Source organism: Ectopseudomonas oleovorans (assembly GCF_029845265.1).
GTDB classification, from domain to species: Bacteria; Pseudomonadota; Gammaproteobacteria; order Pseudomonadales; family Pseudomonadaceae; genus Aquipseudomonas; species Aquipseudomonas oleovorans.
In genome coordinates this window covers 51853-74380 of sequence record NZ_JAOCLK010000014.1, presented here as the reverse complement: position 1 = coordinate 74380, position 22528 = coordinate 51853, and the positions used below count along the sequence as shown (strand labels likewise).

Here is a 22528-nt window from a genome sequence, read left to right as displayed (position 1 = left end):
GACTGCTTACTTCCTTCACCTACTGGGGCGCCTGCTGCTGTAGTCGCTCCACCTGCCAGCCGCCACCGAGAGCAGCGATCAGCTGCACACTGGCAGTCAGCCGGCTACCCAGTAGCGTGAGATTGGTGCGTTCGTTGTTCAGCGCGGTGGCCTGTACGGTAACCACGCTGTTGTAGTCGACGGTACCGGCGCGGTACTGGTTCTCGATCAGCCGCAGCGACTCGCGCGCCGCATCCAGCGCCTCCTGCTGCACTCCGCTCTCCTGCTCCAGCACGCGCAACTGCACCAGGTAATCCTCCACTTCGCGGAAGCTGTCCAGCACGGCCTGGCGGTATTGCGCCACGGTCTGGTCATAGACGGCTTCGCTACGTTCCAGCTCCGCACGCCGCGCGCCGCCGTCGAACAGGCTCAAGGCCAGTTGCGGGCCCAGCGACCAGAAACGATTGGGCACTTCGATCCAGTCGGCGAAGCTGCTGCCGCGATACCCCCCGCTGGCCGAGATCGTCAGATCGGGGAACCACGCGGCCTCGGCTACGCCTATCTGCGCGTTGGCCGCCATCACCCGGCGCTCGGCGGCGGCAACGTCAGGGCGGCGCTCGAGCAGCTGCGAAGGCAGCGCCACGGGCACCTCGGGCAGCGTCGGCAGGCTTTCGCGCGGTGCGATGGACAGCTCGGCCGGACTGACACCGACCAGCACGGCAATGGCGTGTTCGAGCTGCGCCCGTTGCCACTCGAGATCGATTGCCTGCGCCTGGGTGCTCTTGAGCTGCGTGGTGGCCTGGGACACATCTGACCTGGGCACGATGCCGGCGCGGTACTGGTTCTCGGTCAGGCGCAGCGAGCGTGCGTAAGCGGCCACCGTGGCGTCGAGCAGGCGCTTCTGTTCGTCGAGGATGCGCAGTTGCAAATAGTTCTGCACCAACTCGCTCTGCAGGCTCAGGCGCGCAGCGGCAAGGTCGGCGGCGCTGGCCTCGAATTCGGCGCGGCTGGCCTCCAGGCCACGGCGCAGCTTGCCCCAGAGATCCAGCTCCCAGGCTGCATTGAGGCTGAGGTCATAACTCTTGGAAATGCTTGACGCTCCAGAACCGCTGACGGTGGTGCTGTCACCGCCACCCTGCCCGGCCCGAGTCACCCCGGCGCTGCCGGACAGCGTTGGATAGAAGCTGGCCCGTGCGCCGCGCACCAGCGCCCTTGCCTGGCGGTACTGGGCCTCGGCGGCGGCCAGGTTCTGATTGGACAGTTGCAGGCGCTCGGCCAGGGCATTGAGCTCGGTGTCGCCGTACAGCGCCCACCAGTTGCCACGCTCCAGAACATCTGCCGGCGCGGCGGCTTTCCAGCCCTCGACCTGTTTGAACTGCACGGGCGCCATCAGCTCGGGGCGTTGATAGTCAGGCCCCAGGGCGCAGCCGCCCAGCACACCGAGCAGCACGAACAGACTGTAGGAGCGAGCTCTGCTCGCGAATGGGTTGTATCGAGGCTCTTCGCGAGCAGAGCTCGCTCCTAGCGGAACGGTATGCATGGTCATAACGGATTTTCCAACGAAGCATCGGTGCGCACGCCACGCCAGCGGTTGACGCGATGGCGCAGGCGGTCGAAGTAGAGGTAGACCACCGGAGTGGTGTAGAGGGTCAGCATCTGGCTCAGCACCAGACCACCGACGATGGTGATGCCCAGCGGTTGGCGCATTTCCGAACCTTCGGCACTGCCCAGCACCAGCGGCAAGGCACCGAGAATCGCAGCCAGGGTGGTCATCAGGATCGGGCGGAAACGCAGCAGACAGGCCTGGCGGATGGATTCGTGCGGGCTCAGGCGCTCGCCGCGCTCCAGTTGCAGGGCCAGGTCGACCATCAGAATGGCGTTCTTCTTGACGATACCGATCAGCAGGAACAGGCCCAGCAGCGAGATCAGGCTGAACTCCATGCCCACCAGTTGCAGTGCGAGCAAGGCGCCAACTCCGGCCGACGGCAAGGTCGAGAGGATGGTCAACGGATGCACGTAGCTCTCGTAGAGCACGCCCAACACGATATACACCACCACCAGTGCCAGCAGGATCATCAGCGGTTGATTGCCCTGGGTCTGCTGGAAGGCCGCGCCAGTGCCGCCCAGCATGCCCTGCACTTCGGTGGGCAGGCCGACCCGCGCCACGGCGTTGTCGATGGCGCGGCTGGCCTGATCCAGGCTGACCCCTTCGGCCAGGGAGAAGCCGATGTTCTCGGCGGCGAACTGGCCCTGGTGGTTGACCCGGTCCTCTTCCAGGCTGCGTTCCCAGTGGGCGAAGGTGGACAGCGGCACCCGTGCGCCATCGGCGGTGATCAGCTGAATCTGGTCCAGCGCCTCGGGATGCTGGGCATAGAGCGGGTTGATTTCCATCACCACGCTGTACTGGTTCAGCGCTTCATAGATGGTGGAAACCTGGCGCTGACTGAAGGCGTTGTTGAGCACCGCGGTGATCATGCTCATTTCCACGCCCAGGCGCTGCGCGGCTTCGCGATCCACCACCAGGCGAATCTGCTGGGCACCACTGTTCTCGCGGGCGTCGATATCGGTCAGTTCGGGCAACGCGCGCAGCGCTTCACGCACCTTGGGCAGCCACTCACGCAGGGCATCGAGGTCGCCCGAGAGCAGCATGTACTCGTTTTCCGAACTGCGCCCCTCGCGCCCACCGATCTGCAGGTCCTGATCCGGCATGAGGAACATACGCCCACCGGGCACCTTCGGCACCGTGGCGCGCAAACGGTTGATCACCTGTTGCGATGACACGCTGCGCTCGCTGATGGGCTTCAGGCGCACGATCATGAAGGCGTTGTTGATCCCGCCGGCACCGCCGATGAAGCCAGCGACGCTGTCCACCGCCGGATCGGCCAGCACCGCCTTGCGGAAAATCTCCATCTTCGGCTGCATGACCTGGAACGACAGGCCATCGTCGCCGCGGATAAAACCGATCAGTTGGCCGGTGTCCTGCTGCGGCATGAAGGTCTTGGGAATGCTGACGAACAGGTAGACGTTCAGCGCGATGGTCGCCAGCAGGCTGATGACCATCAGCAACGAATGGCGCAGTGCCCAGTCCAGCGAACGCCCGTAGATAGCCAAAACCCGCGTCTGCAGGCGGTCGCCCCATTGCTGCAGGCGGCCGCGCGGTTGTTCGTCCTCGGCCTTGAGCCAGCGCGCGCAGAGCATCGGCGTCAGGGTCAACGACACCAGCAGGGAAATCACCACCGCCACGGCCAGGGTGATGGAGAACTCACGGAACAGCCGCTCGACGATGCCGCCCATGAACAGGATGGAGATGAACACCGCTACCAGCGACAGGTTCATCGACAGCAGGGTGAAGCCTACCTCGCGCGTGCCTTTGAACGCCGCCGCCATCGGCTTCTCGCCGTTATGGATGTGCCGGGCGATGTTCTCCAGCACCACGATGGCATCGTCCACCACCAGCCCGGTGGCGATGATCAGCGCCATCAGCGACAGGTTGTTCAGCGAGAAACCCAGCAGGTACATGGCGGCGAAACTACCGATCAGCGACACCGGCACCGCCAGCGCCGGAATCAGCGCTGCGCGCCAACGCCCGAGAAACGCCAGCACCACGAGGATCACCAGGCCCACGGCGATCAGCAGGGTCTGCTCGGCCTCGTGCAGGGTGGCGCGGATTACCGGCGAGCGATCCATCGCCACTTCCAGCTCGACACTGGCTGGAATCACCTCGCGCAGCGCCGGCAGCTCGGCGCGGATGTCGCTGATGGTCTGCAGGATGTTCGCCCCGCTCTGCCGATTGATCACCAGCAGCACCGCTTCCTTGTCGTTGTAGAAGCCGCTGTTGTAGCGGTCTTCGACGCCATCGGTGACCGTGGCTACGTCGCCCAGGCGCACGGCAGCACCGTCCTGGTAGCGGATGATCATCGGCAGGTAATCGGCGGCCTTGGCCAACTGGTCGCTGGCCTGCACCTGCCAGCGGCGCTGCTCGTCCTCGACCGCGCCCTTGGGACGCAGGGCATTGCTCGCGGCGATGGTCTGGCGCACTTCGTCCAGGGCGATGCCATAGTGATCGAGCAGGCGCGGCTCGAGGGAAACCCGTACCGCCGGCAGCGAACTACCACCGACCTGCACCTCACCCACGCCACCGACCTGGGACAGTTTCTGCGCCAGGATGGTCGAGGCCACGTCGTAGAGCTGGCCCTTGTTCAGCGTGGCACTGGTCAGCGACAGCACCATGATCGGTGCCTGCGACGGGTTGATCTTGCGGTAGCTGGGCATGCTGCGCATGCCGCTGGGCAGCAGTTCGCGCGCCGCATTGATCGCCGCCTGTACCTCGCGCGCCGCGGTGTTGATGTCCTTGTCCAGGTCGAACTGGATCATGATCCGCGTGCTGCCCTGGCTGCTGCGGCTATTCATCTGGCTGACCCCGGCGATCGAGCCGAGCGAGCGCTCCAGCGGCGTGGCCACGGTCGAGGCCATGATCTGCGGGCTGGCCCCAGGCAGGCTGGCCTGCACGGTGATGGTGGGGAAATCCATCTGTGGCAACGGCGCTACCGGCAGCAGGCCGAAGCTGACGCCGCCGAGCAGCATGATCGCCAGGCTCAGCAGCAGGGTCGCCACCGGACGGCGGATAAAGGGGGCGGAGAGGTTCATGAGCGATTGCCCTGCTCCCTCTCCCATTTATTGGGGGCACGCCTAGTGGAGAGGGTTGGGGAGAGGGCCGATGGCACAGCACGACACCCGCCCTCTCCCCCGGCCCCTCTCCCGCAAGCGGGAGAGGGGAGGAAAAGCCACACACCAGTCATACCGCCACCCCCGCAGCACTGCGCCCGCTGACGCGGCGCGACAGGCGATCGAAGTAGAGGTAGATCACCGGCGTGGTGAACAGCGTCAGCACCTGGCTGACCAGCAGGCCGCCGACCATCACCAGCCCCAGCGGCTGGCGCAGCTCGGCGCCGGAGCCCGAGGCGAGCATCAGCGGAATGGCACCGAACAGCGCCGCCAGGGTGGTCATCAGAATCGGCCGAAAGCGCAGTAACGCCGCCTGGTAGATCGCCGCCTCGGGCGCCATGCCCTGGTTGCGCTCAGCCTCGAGGGCGAAGTCGATCATCATGATCGCGTTCTTCTTGACGATACCGATCAACAGGATGATGCCGATGATGGCGATCAGCCCCAGGTCGTTACCCGTCAGCAGCAGCGCCAGCAGCGCACCAACGCCCGCCGACGGCAGCGTGGAAAGAATGGTGATCGGGTGGATATAGCTCTCGTAGAGCACGCCCAGCACGATGTACATGGTGACGATGGCCGCCAGGATCAGCAGCAAGGTCGACGACAGCGATGCGCGGAACGCCTCCGCAGCGCCCTGGAACTGGGTGTTGATGCCGCCCGGCAGGCCGATTTCCTGCTCGACCCGCTCGATCACCGCTACTGCCTCGCCCAGCGACACGCCAGGCGCCAGGTTGAATGACAGGGTCACCGCCGGGAACTGGCCGATATGGTTGACCAGCAGGCTGGCCGGACGCTCCTCGACATGCGCCAGGGACGACAACGGCACCTGCTGGCCGTCGCCGGTGGCCACGTGAATCTGACGCAGCGCGGCCAGGCCGATACGCCCGCCATCGCGGCTCTCCAGCACCACGCGGTACTGACTGGCCTGGGTGTAGATGGTGCTGATCTGGCGCTGGCCGAAAGCGTCGTACAAGGCATCGTCGATAGTGCCGACGTTAATGCCAAGGCGCGCCGCGGCGTCGCGGTCGATATCCAGAAACACCTGCAAGCCGCGGTTCTGCAGGTCGCTGGCCACGTCAGTCAGCTCCGGCTGCTCGCGCAGCGCCTCGACCAGACGCGGCGTCCAGGTTTCCAGCAGCGCGCTGTCGGGCGACTCCAGGGTGAACTGGAACTGGGTGCGGCTGATGCGATCTTCGATGGTCAGGTCCTGCACCGGCTGCATGAACAGCTCGATACCGGGAACCTTCGCCAGCTCAGGACGCAGACGCTCGATTACCTCACTGGCGGTGACGTCGCGTTCGGCGTGGGTTTTCAGGTTGATCAGCAGACGGCCGCTGTTGAGCGTCGGATTGTCGCCATCCACGCCAATCGACGAGGACAGACTCGCCACCGCCGGATCACGCAGGATGACATCCGCCAGGCGCTGCTGACGCTCGCTCATGGCGGCAAAGGAGATCGACTGCGGCGCCTCGGAAATGCCCTGGATCACACCGGTGTCCTGCACCGGGAAAAATCCCTTGGGCACCGCCATATACAGCAGCACGGTCAGGCCCAGCGTAGCCACCGCCACCAGCAGGGTCAGCGGTTGGTGACGCAGCACCCACTGCAGCCACACGCCATAGCGTTCGATCATGCGATCGATCACGCCACCGGCCGCGTGGTAGAAGCGCCCTTCCGACTCGGGCTTTTCGGCCTTGAGCAGGCGCGCGCACATCATCGGCGTCAGCGTCAGCGATACCACCAGGGAAATCAGGATAGCCACGGCCAGGGTGATGGCGAACTCACGGAACAGCCGGCCCACCACATCGGCCATGAACAGCAGCGGGATCAACACGGCGATCAGCGACAGGGTCAGCGAGACCAGGGTGAAGCCGATTTGCCGGGCGCCCTTGAGTGCGGCGTTGAGCGGCGTCTCGCCCTCCTCCAGATGGCGGGCGATGTTCTCCAGCATGACGATGGCGTCGTCGACCACGAAACCGGTGGCAATGGTCAGCGCCATCAATGTCAGGTTGTTGATGGTGAAACCGGCCAGGTACATCACGCCGAAGGTGCCGATCAGCGACAGCGGCACGACGATCGACGGAATCAGGGTCGCCGACAACTTGCGCAGGAACAGGAAGGTCACCATCACCACCAGGGCGATGGCCAGCAGCAGTTCGTGCTGCACATCGCGCACGGCAGCGCGGATGGTCTGGGTGCGGTCGGTGAGCACCTTGACCTCGACGCTGGCCGGCAGGCCTTCGGTCAGGTGCGGCAGCAGGGTCTGGATGCGGTCGACCACATCGATCACGTTGGCACCGGGCTGACGCTGCACATTGACCAGCACCGCCTGGTTGCGGTTGGCCCAGGCGGCCAGGCGCTCGTTCTCGGCGCCGTCGATGATCTCGGCGACATCCTTCAGGCGCAGCGCGGCACCATTCTGATAACTGAGGATCAGCTCGCGATATTCCTCGACCGACTTCAGCTGGTCGTTGGCATCGAGCTGGGAAACCCGCGTAGGCCCGTCGAAGTTGCCCTTGGGCTGGTTGACGTTGCTGGCCGTGATCAGGCTGCGCACGTCGGCCAGGCTCAGGCCATAGGAGGCGAGCGCCTCCGGGTTGACGCGAATGCGCACGGCTGGACGTTGCCCGCCGGCCAGGGTCACCAAGCCGACGCCACTGGTTTGCGCCAGCTTCTGCGCCAACCGGGTATCGACCAGGTCGTTGACCTGCGGCAGCGGCATCGTCTTTGAGCTCACCGCCAGGGTCAGCACCGGTGTATCAGCGGGGTTGACCTTGTTGTACACCGGCGGTGCCGGCAGATCGCTAGGCAGCAGATTGCTCGCCGCGTTGATCGCCGCCTGCACTTCCTGCTCGGCTACCGCCAGGGAGACATCCAGATTGAAGCGCAGGGTAATCACCGAGGCGCCGCCCGAGCTGGTCGAGGACATCTGCTTGAGCCCGGCCATCTGCCCGAACTGGCGCTCCAGCGGCGCGGTCACGGCGCTGGTCATCACATCCGGGCTGGCGCCTGGATAGAGGGTCAGCACGCGGATGGTCGGGTAATCCACCTCCGGCAGCGCCGACACAGGTAGCAGTCGGTAGGCGATCAGGCCGCTGAGGAAGATCGCCACCATCAACAGCGTGGTAGCGACCGGCCGCAGGATGAATGGGCGGGAGATGTTCATGCGTCATTCCGCGCCGCGGTCCGACCAGGCTCACGCCGCCCTTCGCTCTTGGATTCCTGCACCGCAGTGGGGTCGACTACCTCCACTTCGCTACCGTCCCGCAGACGATCGGTGCCTTCCATGACCAGCCGCTCGCCCGGCTGCACACCCTCGCTGACCATGCTGCGTTCAGCGTCGCTGGCGGCGATGGTGACCAGACGGATGCTCACCTTGTTATCGTCACCCACGACGTAGACGAAGGTACCCTGGGTGCCGAACTGCACCGCAGCGGACGGAATGATGGTGGCGGCCTCACGGGTTTCCACACGCAGACGCACGTTGACGAACTGATTGGGGAAGAGCATCTGCTCGGCGTTGTCGAAGCGCGCCTTGAGCTTGACCGTACCGGTGGTGGTGTCGATCTGGTTATCCAGGCTTTCCAGCACGCCCTCGGCCAGTTTCAGGCGTTCGCCACGGTCCCAGGCCTCGACGGCCAGGATCGTGCCGTCGCGGCGGCGCTGCAGCACGACTGGCAGATCGCCCTCGGGGATGGTGAAGATCACCGCGATCGGATCGGCCTGGGTGATCACCACCAGGGGTGTGGTATCACCGCTGCTGACCAGGTTGCCGATATCCAGCTGACGCAGACCGAGACGCCCATCGATGGGCGCGCGAATCTGGGTGAAGTCGAGGTTGAGCTTGGCCGTGGCGACGTCGGCCTGGTTGCTCTGCAGACTGCCACGGTACTGGTTGACTAGCGCCTGTTGGGTGTCCAGGGTCTGTTTGGCGATACTGTCTTCGTCGTACAGCCCCTTGTAGCGCTGCAGGTCCAGTTCGGCGTTCTTCAGTTGCGCCTGGTTTTCCTGCAGCGCCCCCTGCGCCTGCTGCAAGGCCACCTGATAAGGACGTGGATCGATCACCGCCAGCAGGTCGCCGGCCTTGACCTGCTGGCCCTCCTCGAACAGCACCTTGACCAGTTCACCGTCGACTCGCGAGCGTACGTTGACCGTGTTGTAGGAAGTTACCGTGCCAAGCGCCTTGAGCTCGATGGCGAACTCACCCTGCTTGACCTCGGCCACGCGCACCGGCACCGGCCCCATGTCACCGAAACGGCCACGGCCCATCTGCTGGCTTTCTGGCTTGCTTGGCCAGAACCACCACAGCAGCAGAAGCAGCACGGCGAGCAACGTCAGGCCAATCAGCCATTGACGGGAGGAATTCGATGGAGACGGGGAAGCATTCGACATGGCAGGCGCAATATCACTTTTAAGGGGAGTCGGCACGATAAGCACTGGCCCGCGTCAAGCAAAGCCCATTTACCCGCTTTTTACGCTGCCCTTACGTTACTAACTGTTTGACTCCGCGAAAAAATCTGCATTGGGCAAGGGACTGTCGACGTGCTCAGAACGTTCGCCTTGGTGCACAAATAAAAACGGCCTGCGAAGCAGGCCGTTACATCGAACCAGCTGCGAGTTACTTCAGCGCGGCCAGGGCAGCTGCGTAATTCGGCTCATCAGCGATTTCGCCAACCAGCTCGCTGTGCAGCACCTTGTCGTTTTCATCCAGTACTACCACGGCGCGCGCGGCCAGGCCGGTCAGCGGGCCGCTGGCAATGGCCACACCGTAGTTCTTGAGGAAGTCGGCGCCACGCAGGGTGGACAGATTGACCACGTTTTCCAGACCTTCAGCACCACAGAAGCGTGCCTGGGCGAACGGCAGGTCAGCGGAGATGCACAGCACCACGGTGTTGTTCAGTTGACCGGCTTCGGCGTTGAACTTGCGCACGGAGGTAGCGCAGGTCGGGGTGTCGACGCTGGGGAAGATGTTCAGCACCTTGCGCTTGCCAGCCAGGCTGGCCAGGGTGACGTCGCTCAGGTCGCCAGCGACCAGGCTGAACGCTGGTGCCTGTTGGCCGACCTGCGGCAGTTGGCCGTCGACCTGCACCGGGTTGCCTTTGAGAGTGACTTGCGCCATGGGAGTTTCCTTATCGTTCAGGGAGTTGAAGGGCAAATGTGTGACATGGGGGGGGGTCGCCGTGGCGAATGCTCCATCGAATGGCAGGTCACGGCCCGACCATGCGTCCAGACTAGCGCAGAAGCGCCGCCGATACACCCGCAGCCATGTAGGGATTTAGCATAAAGGTGGCGCTACTATCAGAAGTCCCGGCGATAGAACAGGTCGAGCGAGCTGGCCAGACCGCTGGCGGCCTCAAGGTACAGGCGCCGGCTCAGCTCGTAACGCAGAGCAATGGTGTTGGCCGGCTCGAACACACCCACGCCGTAACGCAGACTCAAGCGCTCGGTGATATTGCCGCTGGCCACCACACTGGTGGTCACGCCACTGCCCTCGGTGTCGAGCTGAAAATCCTGAATACCCAGACTGGTGGCCAGGCTGGTGGTGAGCGAACTGCTGCCGGCCAGACCGAGCGCCAGCGCTGCCTGGCCAAGCATGTTGTTGTCCCCCGTGCTTTGCCCCAAAGGCCGGCCCAGCACCAGATAGGACAGCGCCTGTTCCTGGCTCATGGCCGGCTCGGCGAAGACCGTGGTGCTCGGCTGCTCGGCGCTGCCGGACAGACGGATACCGGCGACGACCGTGTCGACCCGGCGAATCGCTTCCACATCGAGGAACGGCTGATCGATGGGCCCGGTGAACAGCAGGCGCGCGCGGCGAATGGTCAGGCGCTGGCCGTAGGCGCGATAGCGGCCATTGACCAGATCCAGTTCACCGCGGGTATCGAGGTTATCACCGATGTGCACGCGTCCACGCAGGTCGGCAGTCAGGCCAAAACCGCTGAAGGCCAGCTTGTCCTGCCCCACCTCGACATCGACATCCATGGCGACGCCCATGCCCTGCTCAGCTTCCGGGGTTTCACGACCGACCACCCGTGCATCACCGGAAACCTTGACCGTCGACGGCGGTAGTTCACGTACGCTGATCAAACCACGCGGCACACCAACCTTGCCGCTGACGGCCAGACGCTGGGCACGCAGCTGCAATTGCAGATCAGGCTCGACTTCCAGCTCGGCATAGGGCTCGACCTTCACCGGCAAGCGCTGTCCCTGCAATGCCAGATCGCCGCTCAGCCCCTCGGCCCAGGTCAGTTCGCCACGCAGATTGCCACGCCCCTGCTCACCACTGCGCCAGTCGCCAGAGAGCTGCACCTGCTCGCCCGCGATCAACGCCTGCAATTGCAGGTTCTCCAGGCTGATCGGCAGTTCGCTGCCGGACAGCTCGCCGCCGTCCAGGCGCAGCTGGCCGTTGATCTGCGGCGCCAGCAGCTGGCCGCTTATGTTGCCGCTGCCCTGCAGTTTGCCTTCGAGCGTTTCCGCCATGGGTACGAAGGGACGCAACACGGCCAGGTCGAAACCGCTCAATCGAAACTCGCCGCTGACCGGCTTGCTCGCCGGGCGTGGGTCGATCTGCGCCTGCAGCAGCAGCTCACCCAGGCGGCTACTGACGAAACGCAGTTCGCTGTCTACCCGCTGAGGGCGCAGCGTGCTGTCCAGGCGCAGGCTGTCGTAGGGAAAGTCCAGCCACTGCTCTTCATCCGGCTGACGAATACGCAGGTTGCCGCCGCCGGCATCGAGCCTGATCTGGCCGTTGGGACCGCTGTCGGGTAGCTCGACTTTCAGCTGACCATCCAGCCGCCCCTGCCAGGCAAAGTCCTCGGGCAGCCAGGGCTGCAGGCTGGCCAAGGGGAAATTCTCCAGGCGCCAGTCCAGGCTGGGCTGTGGCATCAGCCGCTGCTGCCCGCCGCACAGGCTGGCATCGCCGGACTGCCAGCAATGCGCGCCCAGGTTCATGCGGCCGCTGGCCAGGCGCTCCAGTGTCGCCACCTGTTGCAATTGCCAATCCTGCCCGCCGCTCTGCACACGGCCACTGGCAATACGACCGCGCCAGTCGCCCTGCTCGCTCAAGCTGCCGTCCAGGGCCAACGCCAGCTGCAACAGCGGACCTTGCAAATCGATGTCCAGCGCCTGGCGACGCTGATCGCCACGACCATCGGCCTGCAGGCGCCCAAGGTAGGTATCGCCGATGCGGATGCCACGCAGATTCAAACCGATGCGCGCCTGCTGGCGGGCATCCAGCGTCGCGTCCAGCTGCAGTCGCCGCAGGCTGGGGTCGCCAAAGGCCAGACGCTCCCCACTCAGCGCCAGCTGGCCTTGCGGCGTTTGCAACGTACCGGCCAGGGACAGCTGGCCCTGTATCTGCCCTTGCAGGCTGGGCCAGAGTTGCCCCAGGCGCGGCAAGGCCAACTCCAGCTGGCCACGCAAGCGCTGATCCATAGCGCCTTGGCCACTGATCCGATTGTCGCCCAGACGCACCAGCAACCGCTCGAGCTGCCACCGCTCGCCGCTACCGGCGCCCTGTACCTGTAATTGCGCGGGCTGGCCACGCAGACGGCCATTGAGGTCGATATCAGCGTTGGCCTGCAGCGCGCCGGCGTTGAAGCTGCCCGAGGTATTCAGCGGCCCTGCCAGATTACCCGGCATCTCCGCCAGCCAGTACCCCGGGTCGAGGGCGCTGAGCTGCAGCATGGCCTGCCAGTCGACGCCGTCGGCAAAACCGACCTTGACCACCCCTTCGGCGCGGCCCTGGCCAGCCACCAACTGCAATTGCGGCAGGCTGACCTGGCCGAGATCGCCACTGACCGGACTGCTCAGGCTGAAGTCCCCTGCCGGTCCCTTAAGCTGCGCAGCGAAGTTACCCAGGTAATTGCCTTCGCTATAGCTGGCTTCGGCGTGCAGCTCCTGCAGCGCCACGGGCGGCGGCTCATCCAGCGGGTACAGGCGCTGCCAGGGAAAATTCAGCCAGTCGAGCTTGGCATCGACCTGAAACGCTTCGCTCCAGGCGAGCGTACCGCTGAGCTGCAGATGCTGCTGATCCTCGGCCTCGATGCGCAGCAATTCGATATCCGCGCCCTTGGCATCGACCCTGCCACGCAATGTCAACGGCATCGGCGCCTCTTCGGCGGGCAGAGTGGCGCTGCCATCGATGCGATAGCCGCTGCTCAGGTCACCCTTTGCCGACAAGGTAAGCGCCTGCAGGTGCAGCGTCTGCGGCAAACCGCTGCTGGCCTGGAAATCCTGGCTGGTCAGGCGCAGTTCAGCGGGCAGATGCTCAGCCAGCGCCTGCACCTGTCCTTCCAGACGAGCATCGAGATAGCCACTGCTATCGGCCTCGATCGTCAGGTTGCGTTGCAATTCGCCGCCCACCTGCAGCGCCACCTGCCAGGCCTTGCCATCGACCTCCGGCAACTGCAGGCGACCACTCAGGGTCAAGGGCCAATTGCCCTGTGGTGTCAGCTGACCACTGAGGTCCAGGCTCAGGTCATCACGTTGCAAGGCCAGGCGCTGCAGCTCCACGCCCTGCTCGTTCCAACTGGCGATCAGTTCGAGATCGCTCAGTTGCGCCTGGCCGTCCAGACGCAACTCACCCAACTGGATATCGCCCAATTGCAAGCGCAGTGGCAGGTTGAGGTTCGGCAGGCTCAACGGCTCATCGCTGGCCTCCCCACTTTCGGGCAGAGTCACGGCCACCTGCTGCAGATGCAGGCGATCCAGGCATAGCGTCAGGCGCAGCAGGCAGGACGGTGACCAGGCCATGTCCAGCTGCTGCAGCTCCACGCGCATATCGTCTTGCTGCCAGATCAGCGCATCGACCTGCCAGTCACCGCCCAGACGCCCTGCGAAGTTGTCGACCTGCAGGCCTGGCACCTGGGCCAGCAGCCAGCGACTGCCACCCTGGGTACCCAGCAGCGCCCACAGGGCCGCGACGAGCAGCAACGCCAGGCCGAGCAGACCGCCGGCCAACCATTTCAGCAGGCGCCGGGTCATAGCTCAGGCCCCATGGAGAAATGCAGGCGTACGCCACCGTCGTCGTCCAGCGCATGAGCGAGGTCCAGGCGCAGCGGGCCCACCGGCGAAACCCAGCGCACGCCGAAGCCGACACCCGTCTTCAAGGTGGGAATGTCCAGCGAATTGAAGGAATTGCCCTGGTCGATGAAAGTCGCCAGGCGCCACTTGTCGGTGAGGCTGTACTGGTACTCGGCGCTGGCGGTGAACAGGTAGCGGCCGCCAATCTTGTCGCCGCGATTGTTCACCGGCGACAGACTCTGGTAGTCGTAACCACGCACGCTCTGATCGCCACCGGCGAAGAAGCGCAGCGACGGCGGCACGGCAGAAAAACCATTGGTTTCGGTACCGCCAAACTGCACCCGCCCGAGCAGACGGTGATTATCGAGTACGGTAGTCAGGCCCTTGAGCATGACGTTACCGTGCAGCACGTTTGCGTCGGACAGTACGCCATCGACGGCGCCGCGCAAATCGAACTGCACGCGGTAACCCTGATTCGGGTCGAGGCGATTGTCGCTGCGCAGCAGCGAGTAGCTGACACCCGGCATCAGCAAGTTGCTCAACCCGGAATCGTCGCCCAGGCGATATTCCTCACGCTGCCATTTCACCGACAGCACGCGCTGCCAGCCCCCAGGGCGCTGGCTGTGCCATTCCGGACCGAGGGTAAGCAGCCGGCTCAAGCTGTCCTTGCTGGCCAGCTCCTCATACTGATAACCGCCGGCCAGGCGCAGTTTGTCGGTCAGTGGCGGGTCACCGGGAATGTCGTACCACAGGCCAACGTTCTGTCTGGGAGCGGACAATTCGGTTTCCACCCCGTAGCTGTGCCCCTGCGGATTGCGCCAGTGGCGCGTCCAGTTGGCGCGCAGGCGCGGCCCGACGTCGGTGGAAAAGCCCAGTCCCAGGCCCATGGTGCGCGGCTCACGCACCTGCAGCGCCACCGCCACTGGAATACGCAACTGATCGGCCTGGGTCGGGATGGCATCGACCCTCACCGACTCGAAATAGCCGCTGGACTGCAGGGCCTGGTACAGCTCGGCGATCAGCTCGGAGTCGTAGGGGGTGTCTGGCGCAAAGGGCACCATGCGCCGCAGCAGATCCTCGTCGAAGGGGAAATCACCGCTGAAGGCGATATCGCCCAGGCTGTAACGCGGCCCGCTGACGAACACCAGCTCGATATCGGCCACCCCGACAGCCGGGTCGATTTGCAAACTCTGGCGAGAGAATCGGCCGTCGAAGAAGCCATAGCGCAAGGCCTGATTCTGAATCAGTCGCTTGGCGTCCTCATAGCGCCCATGGTTGAGCACCGAGCCTGGCTGCAAACGGCCGGCACTGGGTACGCGAAAGGCAGACAGCTCGCTGGCAGGCCCTTCGATACGAATGTCCACGTTGCGCAGGCGCACCCGTTCGCCGGGCTCGACTTCCAGCACCAGGCGTGGCGTTGCGCCCTCTTCGATATGGCTGCGGATGCGCGCCTGGTAATAGCCCAGCGCCTGCGCGGCCTTGTCCGCCTCGCTTTCGGCGATGCGGCGCAAACGGCGCAACGACTGCGTATCACGGCCATCGAGGCTACCGACGTAGCCCTCGATATTGGCCTTCAGCGCCGAATTGCTCGGAGTGATTCGCACGTCCAGCTCGCCAGCCGCGAGGGCGCCAGTACTGATCAGCAGCAGCGCGAGGCTGCGCCGGATATGTCCATATACACTCATGGCGGGGATGCTACCACGGCGCGAAGCGCGCGCCAGAGGCTTCGCGACATGGGCAGACAGCCGGAGCTTGGAACCTGCTCACGATCTTGCGAGCTAGAGCGATGCAAGGCAAAAACAGGCGAGGAAGCGCAGTTTACGAGTTGTAAATGAGCATTCCGAGCCTGTTTTTAACGCAGCAGCGCCGACGCGCAGCTGATCGTGAACAGGTTCTCAAGCGCTGGCCCGCACCACCGGCTGTGGATTGGGATGGAAGAACACGTGCCCCACCACCGGGCCGATGGCCAGCTCGCCGATTTCCTCGTAGCCCTGGCGCCTGTAGAAGTCCAGATAGCGCGCATTGCCGGTATCCAGCACCACACCTTGCGAGCCGCTGTCCTGTGCACACCAGTCGTGCAGCGCCTCGAGCAACTGCTCGCCGTGATGCTGCCCCTGAAACTCGGGGTGAATGCCCAGTAGCGGCAGCACGTGGTAAGGCCCGGGCGGCAGACTGGCAAGCACCGCATCGTGGTACTCGAGATAGCGCTTGGTGCAGCTGAAACCGGTGCTCAGCAGCATGCGCAGACGCCACCCCCAACTTTCGGTGATATCCAGGCGGCGCTGCGGTGGCGCGATCAGTGCTGCGCCGATCAGGCGGTCATCGATCAGCAGGCCAATGGCCGGCAGATCCTCGGCGAAGTGCTGCTGCACAAGTTCGCGAATCGTCGCGCGTACACGCTGATCAAAACCCGGTCGCTGCGCTTCGAACAGGTAGGCGAAGGTCGGCTCGTGGCGATAGGCGTGGTAGAGCAGCGAACGGACCTCGCGGGCGTAACCACCATCAAGCATGCGCACTTCTGCTGGAGCGTTGTTGGGCATGGCAGACCTCTGTTGTTATGCGTTGTGGGTCAGGCGCGTCCCATCCAACTTAGCACCACCTCATGATGCCCGCCAGGCGCTGGCCGCGAGCGCCGAGGATCGGCTAGCATCGCCGTTTAATCTGAAAGTCGCGCAGCGACACCTTCCTCATGCCCTTCCCCTTTCGGGAGAAGGTGGCGCGAACCACCGGATGAGGGAAGGCATGCCGCGAAGGCTTTCATCATCCGGGATACCTCTCATGGCATGCCCGTTAGCCCAGGACCCGCTGCCCATGAAAATCGTCTCTTTCAATATCAATGGCCTGCGTGCGCGCCCTCATCAATTGCAAGCCCTGATCGAAAAACACCAGCCGGACGTGATCGGCCTGCAGGAAACCAAGGTGGCCGATGAGCAGTTCCCCGAAGCCGAGATCCGTCAGCTCGGCTACCACGTGCATTACCACGGCCAGAAAGGCCACTATGGCGTTGCCCTGCTCTCGCGTCAGGAGCCACTGAGCCTGCACAAGGGGTTTCCCGGCGATGGAGAAGACTCTCAACGCCGCTTCATCTACGGCACCTTCGCCGATGCGGGTGGCAACCCGGTCACCATCATGAACGGCTATTTCCCGCAAGGCGAAAGCCGTGACCACCCGGTGAAGTTCCCGGCCAAGCAGCGCTTCTACGCCCACCTGCATCAACTGCTGGTGGAGCACTTCGATCCGCAGCAGGCCCTAGTAGTGATGGGCGACATCAACATCAGCCCGGAAGATTGCGACATCGGCATCGGCGAGCCTAATCGCCTGCGCTGGCTGAAAACCGGCAAGTGCAGCTTTCTGCCGGAGGAGCGCGAATGGCTGGCGACGCTGAAGAGCTGGGGCCTGGTAGACAGCTTCCGCCACCTCAACCCCGAGGTGAATGATCGTTTCAGTTGGTTCGACTACCGCAGTCGCGGCTTTGAAGACGAGCCCAAGCGCGGCCTGCGCATCGACGTGATCCTCGCCAGCCAGCCGCTGCAGGCGCGCTTCAAGGATGCCGGCATCGATTACGAATTGCGCGGCATGGACAAGCCATCCGATCATGCGCCGATCTGGCTGGAGCTGGAGTGAAATACCAATGCGTGAAGAGCAGGCGCCCCGTCACAAGACTGCAACCTGACTGACTTAATCTGCGCGGCACCTTATCCCACCCACTAGAAGGTGCCTGCCGCATGCCGCGCGCCCTGTCCGCCGACCGCGACCTCTGGGGTCGTACTCTGTCCCTGCTGCTGATCGGTTTCATCTGCTACGCCCTCCCTCTTTCCGTCTTCGCCGCACTACCAGCCTCCGAGGGCAACCAACCGGTACTGCGCATCCAGGGCTCCAACACCATTGGTGCCAAGCTCGGCCCGGAGCTGGTCAAAGGGCTGTTCGAAGCTCAGGGCCTGCACGATATCCACAGCGAAGAAGGTGCCCGGGAAAACGAGCAGCGCCTGCTCGCACGACGGGCCGACGGCCGCCAGGTGATAGTCGAAGTCGCCGCTCACGGCTCTGGCACCGGTTTCACCTCGCTCAAGGACGGCAGCGCCGATCTGGCCGCCTCGTCGCGGCCGATCAAGGATGGCGAAGCCGCTACCCTGGCGCCCCTTGGCGATATGCGCAGTCCGCAGAGTGAACAGGTCATCGCCATCGATGGTCTGGCGATCATCGTCCATCCATCGAACCCGATTGGAACGCTGAGTGTGGAGCAGATCGCGCAGCTGTTTTCCGGCGAGATCGGAGACTGGGCTGCGCTGGGCGGCAAACCCGGCAAGGTTCGCCCCTACGCACGCGATGACAATTCCGGCACCTACGACACCTTCAAGGAGCTGGTGCTGGCTCCAGGCGGGCGCACACTCGCCGCCGGCGCGCAACGCTTCGAATCCAGCACCCAACTGTCCGACGCAGTGAGCAGTGATGCCAATGGCATCGGTTTCATTGGCCTGCCCTACATCCGCCAGGCCAAGGCTGTCGCCGTCGCTGCGGGCAATTCTCAGCCGATGCCACCGAGCACCACGCTGATCGCCACCGAGGACTATCCCCTGGCACGCCGCCTGTTTCTCTACAACGACCCGCAACTGGCCAATCCCTGGGTACGCGCGCTGATCGACTTCGCCCACAGCCCACGCGGCCAGGCCATTGTCGACAACAGCGGTTTCATCGCCCAGACCGTCCAGGCGGTCAAGGTCGCCGCAGATGCGCAAATGCCAGCGGAGTACCAGCAACTGGCAAAGCAGGCGCAGCGCCTGTCGGTGAACTTCCGCTTCCAGGAAGGCAGCGCAACGCTGGATAACAAAGCACATCGTGATTTGCAGCGGGTGCTGGACTATCTCAAGCAACACGACAAGCTGCAGGACAAGGTGGTGCTGGTTGGTTTCGGCGATCCGAAAAGCGACCCCGAGCGCGCCGAACTGCTGTCGAAACTGCGCGCCATGGCCGTGCGCCGCGAGCTGGCCAAACAAGGCGTACTGTTTCGTGAAATCATCGGGATGGGCAGCGAGCTACCGGTGGCGGCCAATGATCAGAACAATGGCCGTATCCGTAATCGCCGTGTCGAAGTCTGGGTCTACTGACGCCTGAAAATATTTCCTTACAAAGGGCTTGGCAGAGTAAGGGCTCGGCGCTAATCTTCGCCGCGCGTGACGCCGGGCCCCTCTGGCGGTGAGTTTTCTCACCGTGATGTCGGAGTCACTGAGTCGATTTCTTTCAACTCAGGCAGACATAAGGGAGGGCTCATGGACGCTCTACTTGCCTTTTTGACATCCCCCATTTTCGGTACCCCCGGCTGGTTCTGGCTGGCCTTCCTGGTACTGATCATCACCCTTCTGGTACTCGACCTCGGCGTGCTGCATCGCGATCAGCATGAAATCGAGATGCGCGAGAGCCTGCTGCTGTATTCCGGCTACTTCAGTGTCGGCGTCGCCTTCGGCGGCTGGATCTGGTGGCAGCTCGGCGGTACCAAGGCGATGGAGTACTACACCGGTTTCCTGGTGGAGCAATCGCTGTCGATGGACAACGTCTTCGTCATGGCGATGATCCTCGGCTACTTCAACATCCCGCGTAAGTACCAGCACCGCGTGCTGTTCTGGGGCATTCTCGGGGTGATCGTGCTGCGCGCGATCATGATTGGCCTGGGCACGGCGCTGGTGCAGCAGTTCGACTGGATTCTCTACATCTTTGGCGCCTTCCTGCTATTCAGCGGCGTCAAGATGCTGCGCAGCGGTGACGAAGAGTCGCATCCAGACCTGGCGCAGAATCCGGTGATCCGTTTCGTGCGCAAGCACATTCGCGTCACCGATGAGCTGCACGAAGGCAAGTTCCTGGTGCGTCTGAAGGATCAGGTCAGTGGCAAGCCGCTGCTCTATGCCACCCCGCTGCTGCTGGCGCTGGTGCTGATCGAACTGGCCGACCTGGTGTTCGCGGTGGACAGCGTGCCGGCGGTACTGGCCATCTCGCAGGACCCGTTCATCGTCTACACCTCGAACATCTTCGCCATTCTCGGCCTGCGCGCGCTGTATTTCGCCCTGGCCGCACTGATGCACCGCTTCATCTACCTGAAGTACGCCCTGGCGCTGGTGCTGATGTATATCGGCGGCAAGATCTTCCTGCACGACCTGATCAAGGTTCCCGCCCTGCTCTCGCTTGGCGTCACCCTGGGGCTGCTGGCAGGCGGGGTGATCCTGTCGCTGCTCAATACCCGCGACCAGAAAGCCCCGGAACACTGAGAAACGGCGTAGCCGGTCGACCGAGCAGCAAAGTCGACGACAGACAAACAAAGAGGCCCGCAAATGCGGGCCTCTTTGCTTTGGCTTGCGGGATCAGCGGCTGGCTTTCATCACGTCGCGCGGCACGTACTTGCCAATCTCAAACTTGCCGATGGCTGCGCGATGCACCTCGTCCGGGCCATCGGCCAGGCGCAGGGTGCGCTGCATGGCGTACCAGTAGGCCAGCGGGAAGTCGTTGGAGACGCCCGCGCCGCCGTGCATCTGGATCGCCCGGTCGATCACCTTGAGCGCCACGTTGGGCGCCACCACCTTGATCTGGGCGATTTCACTGGCGGCGATCTTGTTGCCCACGGTATCCATCATGTAGGCCGCGTTCAGGGTCAGCAGACGCGCCTGGTTGATCTCCATGCGCGAATCGGCGATGTGATCGATATTGCCACCCAGGCGCGCCAGCGGCTTGCCAAAGGCGGTGCGCGAAACGGCGCGCTTGCACATCAGCTCCAGGGCGCGCTCGGCCATGCCTATCGAACGCATGCAGTGGTGGATGCGGCCCGGGCCGAGGCGACCCTGGGCGATCTCGAAGCCACGCCCTTCACCAAGCAGTACGCTCTCGTAGGGCACGCGCACGTTCTCGAACAGCACTTCGGCATGGCCATGCGGCGCGTCGTCATAACCGAACACCGGCAGCGGGCGCAGTACGGTGACGCCTGGCGCATCCATCGGCACCAGGATCATCGAGTGCTGCTGGTGGCGCGGCGCGTCCGGATTGGTCAGCCCCATGAAGATCATCACCTTGCAGCGCGGGTCGCAGGCACCGGAGGTCCACCATTTGCGGCCGTTGATGACCCACTCATCGCCCTCGCGGCGAGCATTGGCCTGCATGTTGGTGGCGTCGCTCGAGGCCACGCCCGGCTCGGTCATGGCAAAGGCGGAACGAATCTCGCCGGACAGCAGCGGCTCCAGCCATTGCTGCTTTTGCGCCTCGTTGCCGTAACGCACCAGCACTTCCATGTTGCCGGTATCCGGCGCGGCGCAGTTGAACGGCTCGGGGCCGATCAGCGAGCGACCCATGATCTCCGCCAACGGTGCATATTCGGTGTTGGTCAGGCCCGCGCCATAGTCGGACTCGGGCAGGAACAGGTTCCACAAACCTTCGGCTTTGGCCTTGTTCTTCAGCTCCTCCATGATCGCGGTCGGCTGCCAACGATCACCTTCGGCCACCTGCTGCTCGAACACCGCTTCAGCCGGGTAGATGTGCGCCTCCATGAATGCACTGACGCGCTCACGCAGCTCTTGAACCTTCGGGGAATAGGCGAAATCCATGGAATTACCTGTTTGTAATAAAGGGTGAGAGGTTGTGGAAATGATGCTAGAACAGCGCTTAGGATTTATCTAACCTATTTTCAGCGTGTATGAACATTCATAACCTATATATGATCGATTGATATCGACGCCCCCTGGAGCACTGCCGGCATGAACCTGACCAAGGTGGATCTGAACCTCTTCATCGTCTTCGACGCCATCTACACCGAGGCCAACCTGACCCGTGCCGGGCAGATCGTCGGCATTACCCAGCCAGCGGTTTCCAACGCCCTCGCCCGTCTGCGCGAAACCTTCAACGACCCGCTGTTCGTGCGCACCGCCCAGGGCATGGTGCCCACGCCGATGGCGCAGAACATCATCGGCCCGGTACGCAACGCCCTGCAGTTGTTGCGCGTTTCCGTGCAGGAAAGCCGAACCTTCAACCCGCAGCAGGCCGGCAAGACCTACCGCATCAGCATGACCGACCTGTCGGAGCAGATCCTCCTGCCACCGCTGTTCCAGCGCCTGCGTCGCCTGGCGCCGAGCGTATGCATCGAGAGCTTCCTGGCCAAGCGCCGCGAAACCACCAAGGAGCTGGCCGCCGGCCGGCTCGATTTTGCCGTCGACGCGCCACTCAATACCGACCCGCAGGTTCGTCACGTCAAGCTGCTGGATGATCGCTATGTCTGCGCCATGCGCCCTGGCCACCCAATGGCCAAGGAAAAGATCAGCCTCGACGAATACCTGTCGCTGAGCCACATCCACATCTCCAGCCGCCGCAGTGGCTTAGGCTATGTGGATCTGGCCCTTGGCAAGATGGGCATCCAGCGCAAGATTGCCCTGCGCTCGCAACACTATCTGATGGCCAGTAGCGTGATACAGCAGACCGACATGGTGATGACCGTGCCGGAGCGTTTCGCCCGCCGCCACAACCTGCATCATGTGACCTTACCGGTCGGTGATGTGCCGGCGCTGGAAACGCACCTGTACTGGCATGAGAGTACCGATCAGGACCCGGCCAACCGCTGGATGCGCGAGCAGATGATCGAACTGGCGCAGCAGGTCATTGCGCAGGAAAAGAAAGCTGATCAGGCCGCTACCGCCTGATCGTTCAGCGCTTGATGCAAGAAGGCCCGCATGTGCGGGCCTTCTTGCTGGTACCTGAACGCAGGATGGTGATGCCGAAGCTGGCCTGGGTGGCGGTGATGTTCTTGATCAGGTTGTTCATTACAACCCTTCCTTCGTGT

13 protein-coding genes are annotated in these 22528 nt (G+C 63.7%); 4 read left to right on the top strand and 9 right to left on the bottom strand.

Annotated elements, in window-relative coordinates; translation table 11 throughout:
- Positions 1-19: 19 nt before the first annotated feature.
- From N5J71_RS09760 to N5J71_RS09725, 8 genes are all read right to left on the bottom strand, one after another.
- Entirely contained in the window at positions 20-1525 is a 1506-nt protein-coding gene (locus N5J71_RS09760) for an efflux transporter outer membrane subunit (protein ID WP_084340361.1), read from the bottom strand.
- Entirely contained in the window at positions 1522-4626 is a 3105-nt protein-coding gene (locus N5J71_RS09755; protein ID WP_279916774.1) for a multidrug efflux RND transporter permease subunit, read from the bottom strand. Before N5J71_RS09755 ends, N5J71_RS09760 begins: the two co-directional genes overlap by 4 nt.
- Before the next feature lie 148 nt (positions 4627-4774).
- Complete coding sequence (locus N5J71_RS09750) at positions 4775-7867, bottom strand: MdtB/MuxB family multidrug efflux RND transporter permease subunit (RefSeq protein WP_279916773.1); 3093 nt, start codon at positions 7865-7867, stop codon at positions 4775-4777.
- The gene (locus tag N5J71_RS09745) at positions 7864-9093 is read right to left on the bottom strand and encodes an MdtA/MuxA family multidrug efflux RND transporter periplasmic adaptor subunit (RefSeq protein WP_084340364.1); all 1230 of its coding nucleotides are present in this window, start codon (positions 9091-9093) and stop codon (positions 7864-7866) included. Before N5J71_RS09745 ends, N5J71_RS09750 begins: the two co-directional genes overlap by 4 nt.
- A 226-nt stretch (positions 9094-9319) precedes the next feature.
- Positions 9320-9820 carry a thiol peroxidase gene (gene tpx / locus N5J71_RS09740; RefSeq protein ID WP_084340365.1) on the bottom strand — a complete coding sequence of 167 codons (501 nt, stop codon included), beginning with the start codon at positions 9818-9820 and terminating at the stop codon, positions 9320-9322.
- Between the two features lie 179 nt (positions 9821-9999).
- Positions 10000-13683 carry a translocation/assembly module TamB domain-containing protein gene (locus tag N5J71_RS09735; protein ID WP_279916772.1) on the bottom strand — a complete coding sequence of 1228 codons (3684 nt, stop codon included), beginning with the start codon at positions 13681-13683 and terminating at the stop codon, positions 10000-10002.
- Positions 13680-15407, bottom strand: a complete 1728-nt coding sequence (locus tag N5J71_RS09730; RefSeq protein WP_003460491.1) for an autotransporter assembly complex protein TamA — start codon at positions 15405-15407, stop codon at positions 13680-13682. The genes N5J71_RS09735 and N5J71_RS09730 overlap by 4 nt, the downstream gene beginning before the upstream one ends.
- Positions 15408-15617: 210 nt before the next feature.
- Positions 15618-16262 carry a GNAT family N-acetyltransferase gene (locus N5J71_RS09725; RefSeq protein ID WP_003460493.1) on the bottom strand — a complete coding sequence of 215 codons (645 nt, stop codon included), beginning with the start codon at positions 16260-16262 and terminating at the stop codon, positions 15618-15620.
- Between the two features lie 271 nt (positions 16263-16533).
- Here N5J71_RS09725 and xthA point away from each other — a divergent pair, with 271 nt between their 5' ends.
- The 3 genes from xthA (at position 16534) to N5J71_RS09710 (ending at position 19979) form a co-directional block, all read left to right on the top strand.
- On the top strand, positions 16534-17346 hold the full coding sequence (xthA, locus tag N5J71_RS09720; protein WP_039964634.1) for an exodeoxyribonuclease III: 813 nt from the start codon (positions 16534-16536) through the stop codon (positions 17344-17346).
- Positions 17347-17447: 101 nt separating this feature from the next.
- Positions 17448-18827 (top strand): substrate-binding domain-containing protein, encoded by a 1380-nt coding sequence (locus tag N5J71_RS09715; RefSeq protein WP_092375187.1) that lies wholly within the window; start codon positions 17448-17450, stop codon positions 18825-18827.
- Between the two features lie 162 nt (positions 18828-18989).
- Positions 18990-19979 carry a TerC family protein gene (locus tag N5J71_RS09710; protein ID WP_003460498.1) on the top strand — a complete coding sequence of 330 codons (990 nt, stop codon included), beginning with the start codon at positions 18990-18992 and terminating at the stop codon, positions 19977-19979.
- A 93-nt stretch (positions 19980-20072) separates the two neighbouring features.
- Here N5J71_RS09710 and N5J71_RS09705 read toward each other — a convergent pair whose 3' ends face one another.
- On the bottom strand, positions 20073-21302 hold the full coding sequence (locus tag N5J71_RS09705) for an acyl-CoA dehydrogenase (protein WP_003460500.1): 1230 nt from the start codon (positions 21300-21302) through the stop codon (positions 20073-20075).
- Between the two features lie 150 nt (positions 21303-21452).
- Here N5J71_RS09705 and N5J71_RS09700 point away from each other — a divergent pair, with 150 nt between their 5' ends.
- The gene (locus N5J71_RS09700; RefSeq protein ID WP_003460507.1) at positions 21453-22388 is read left to right on the top strand and encodes a LysR family transcriptional regulator; all 936 of its coding nucleotides are present in this window, start codon (positions 21453-21455) and stop codon (positions 22386-22388) included.
- Positions 22389-22528: the final 140 nt, after the last annotated feature.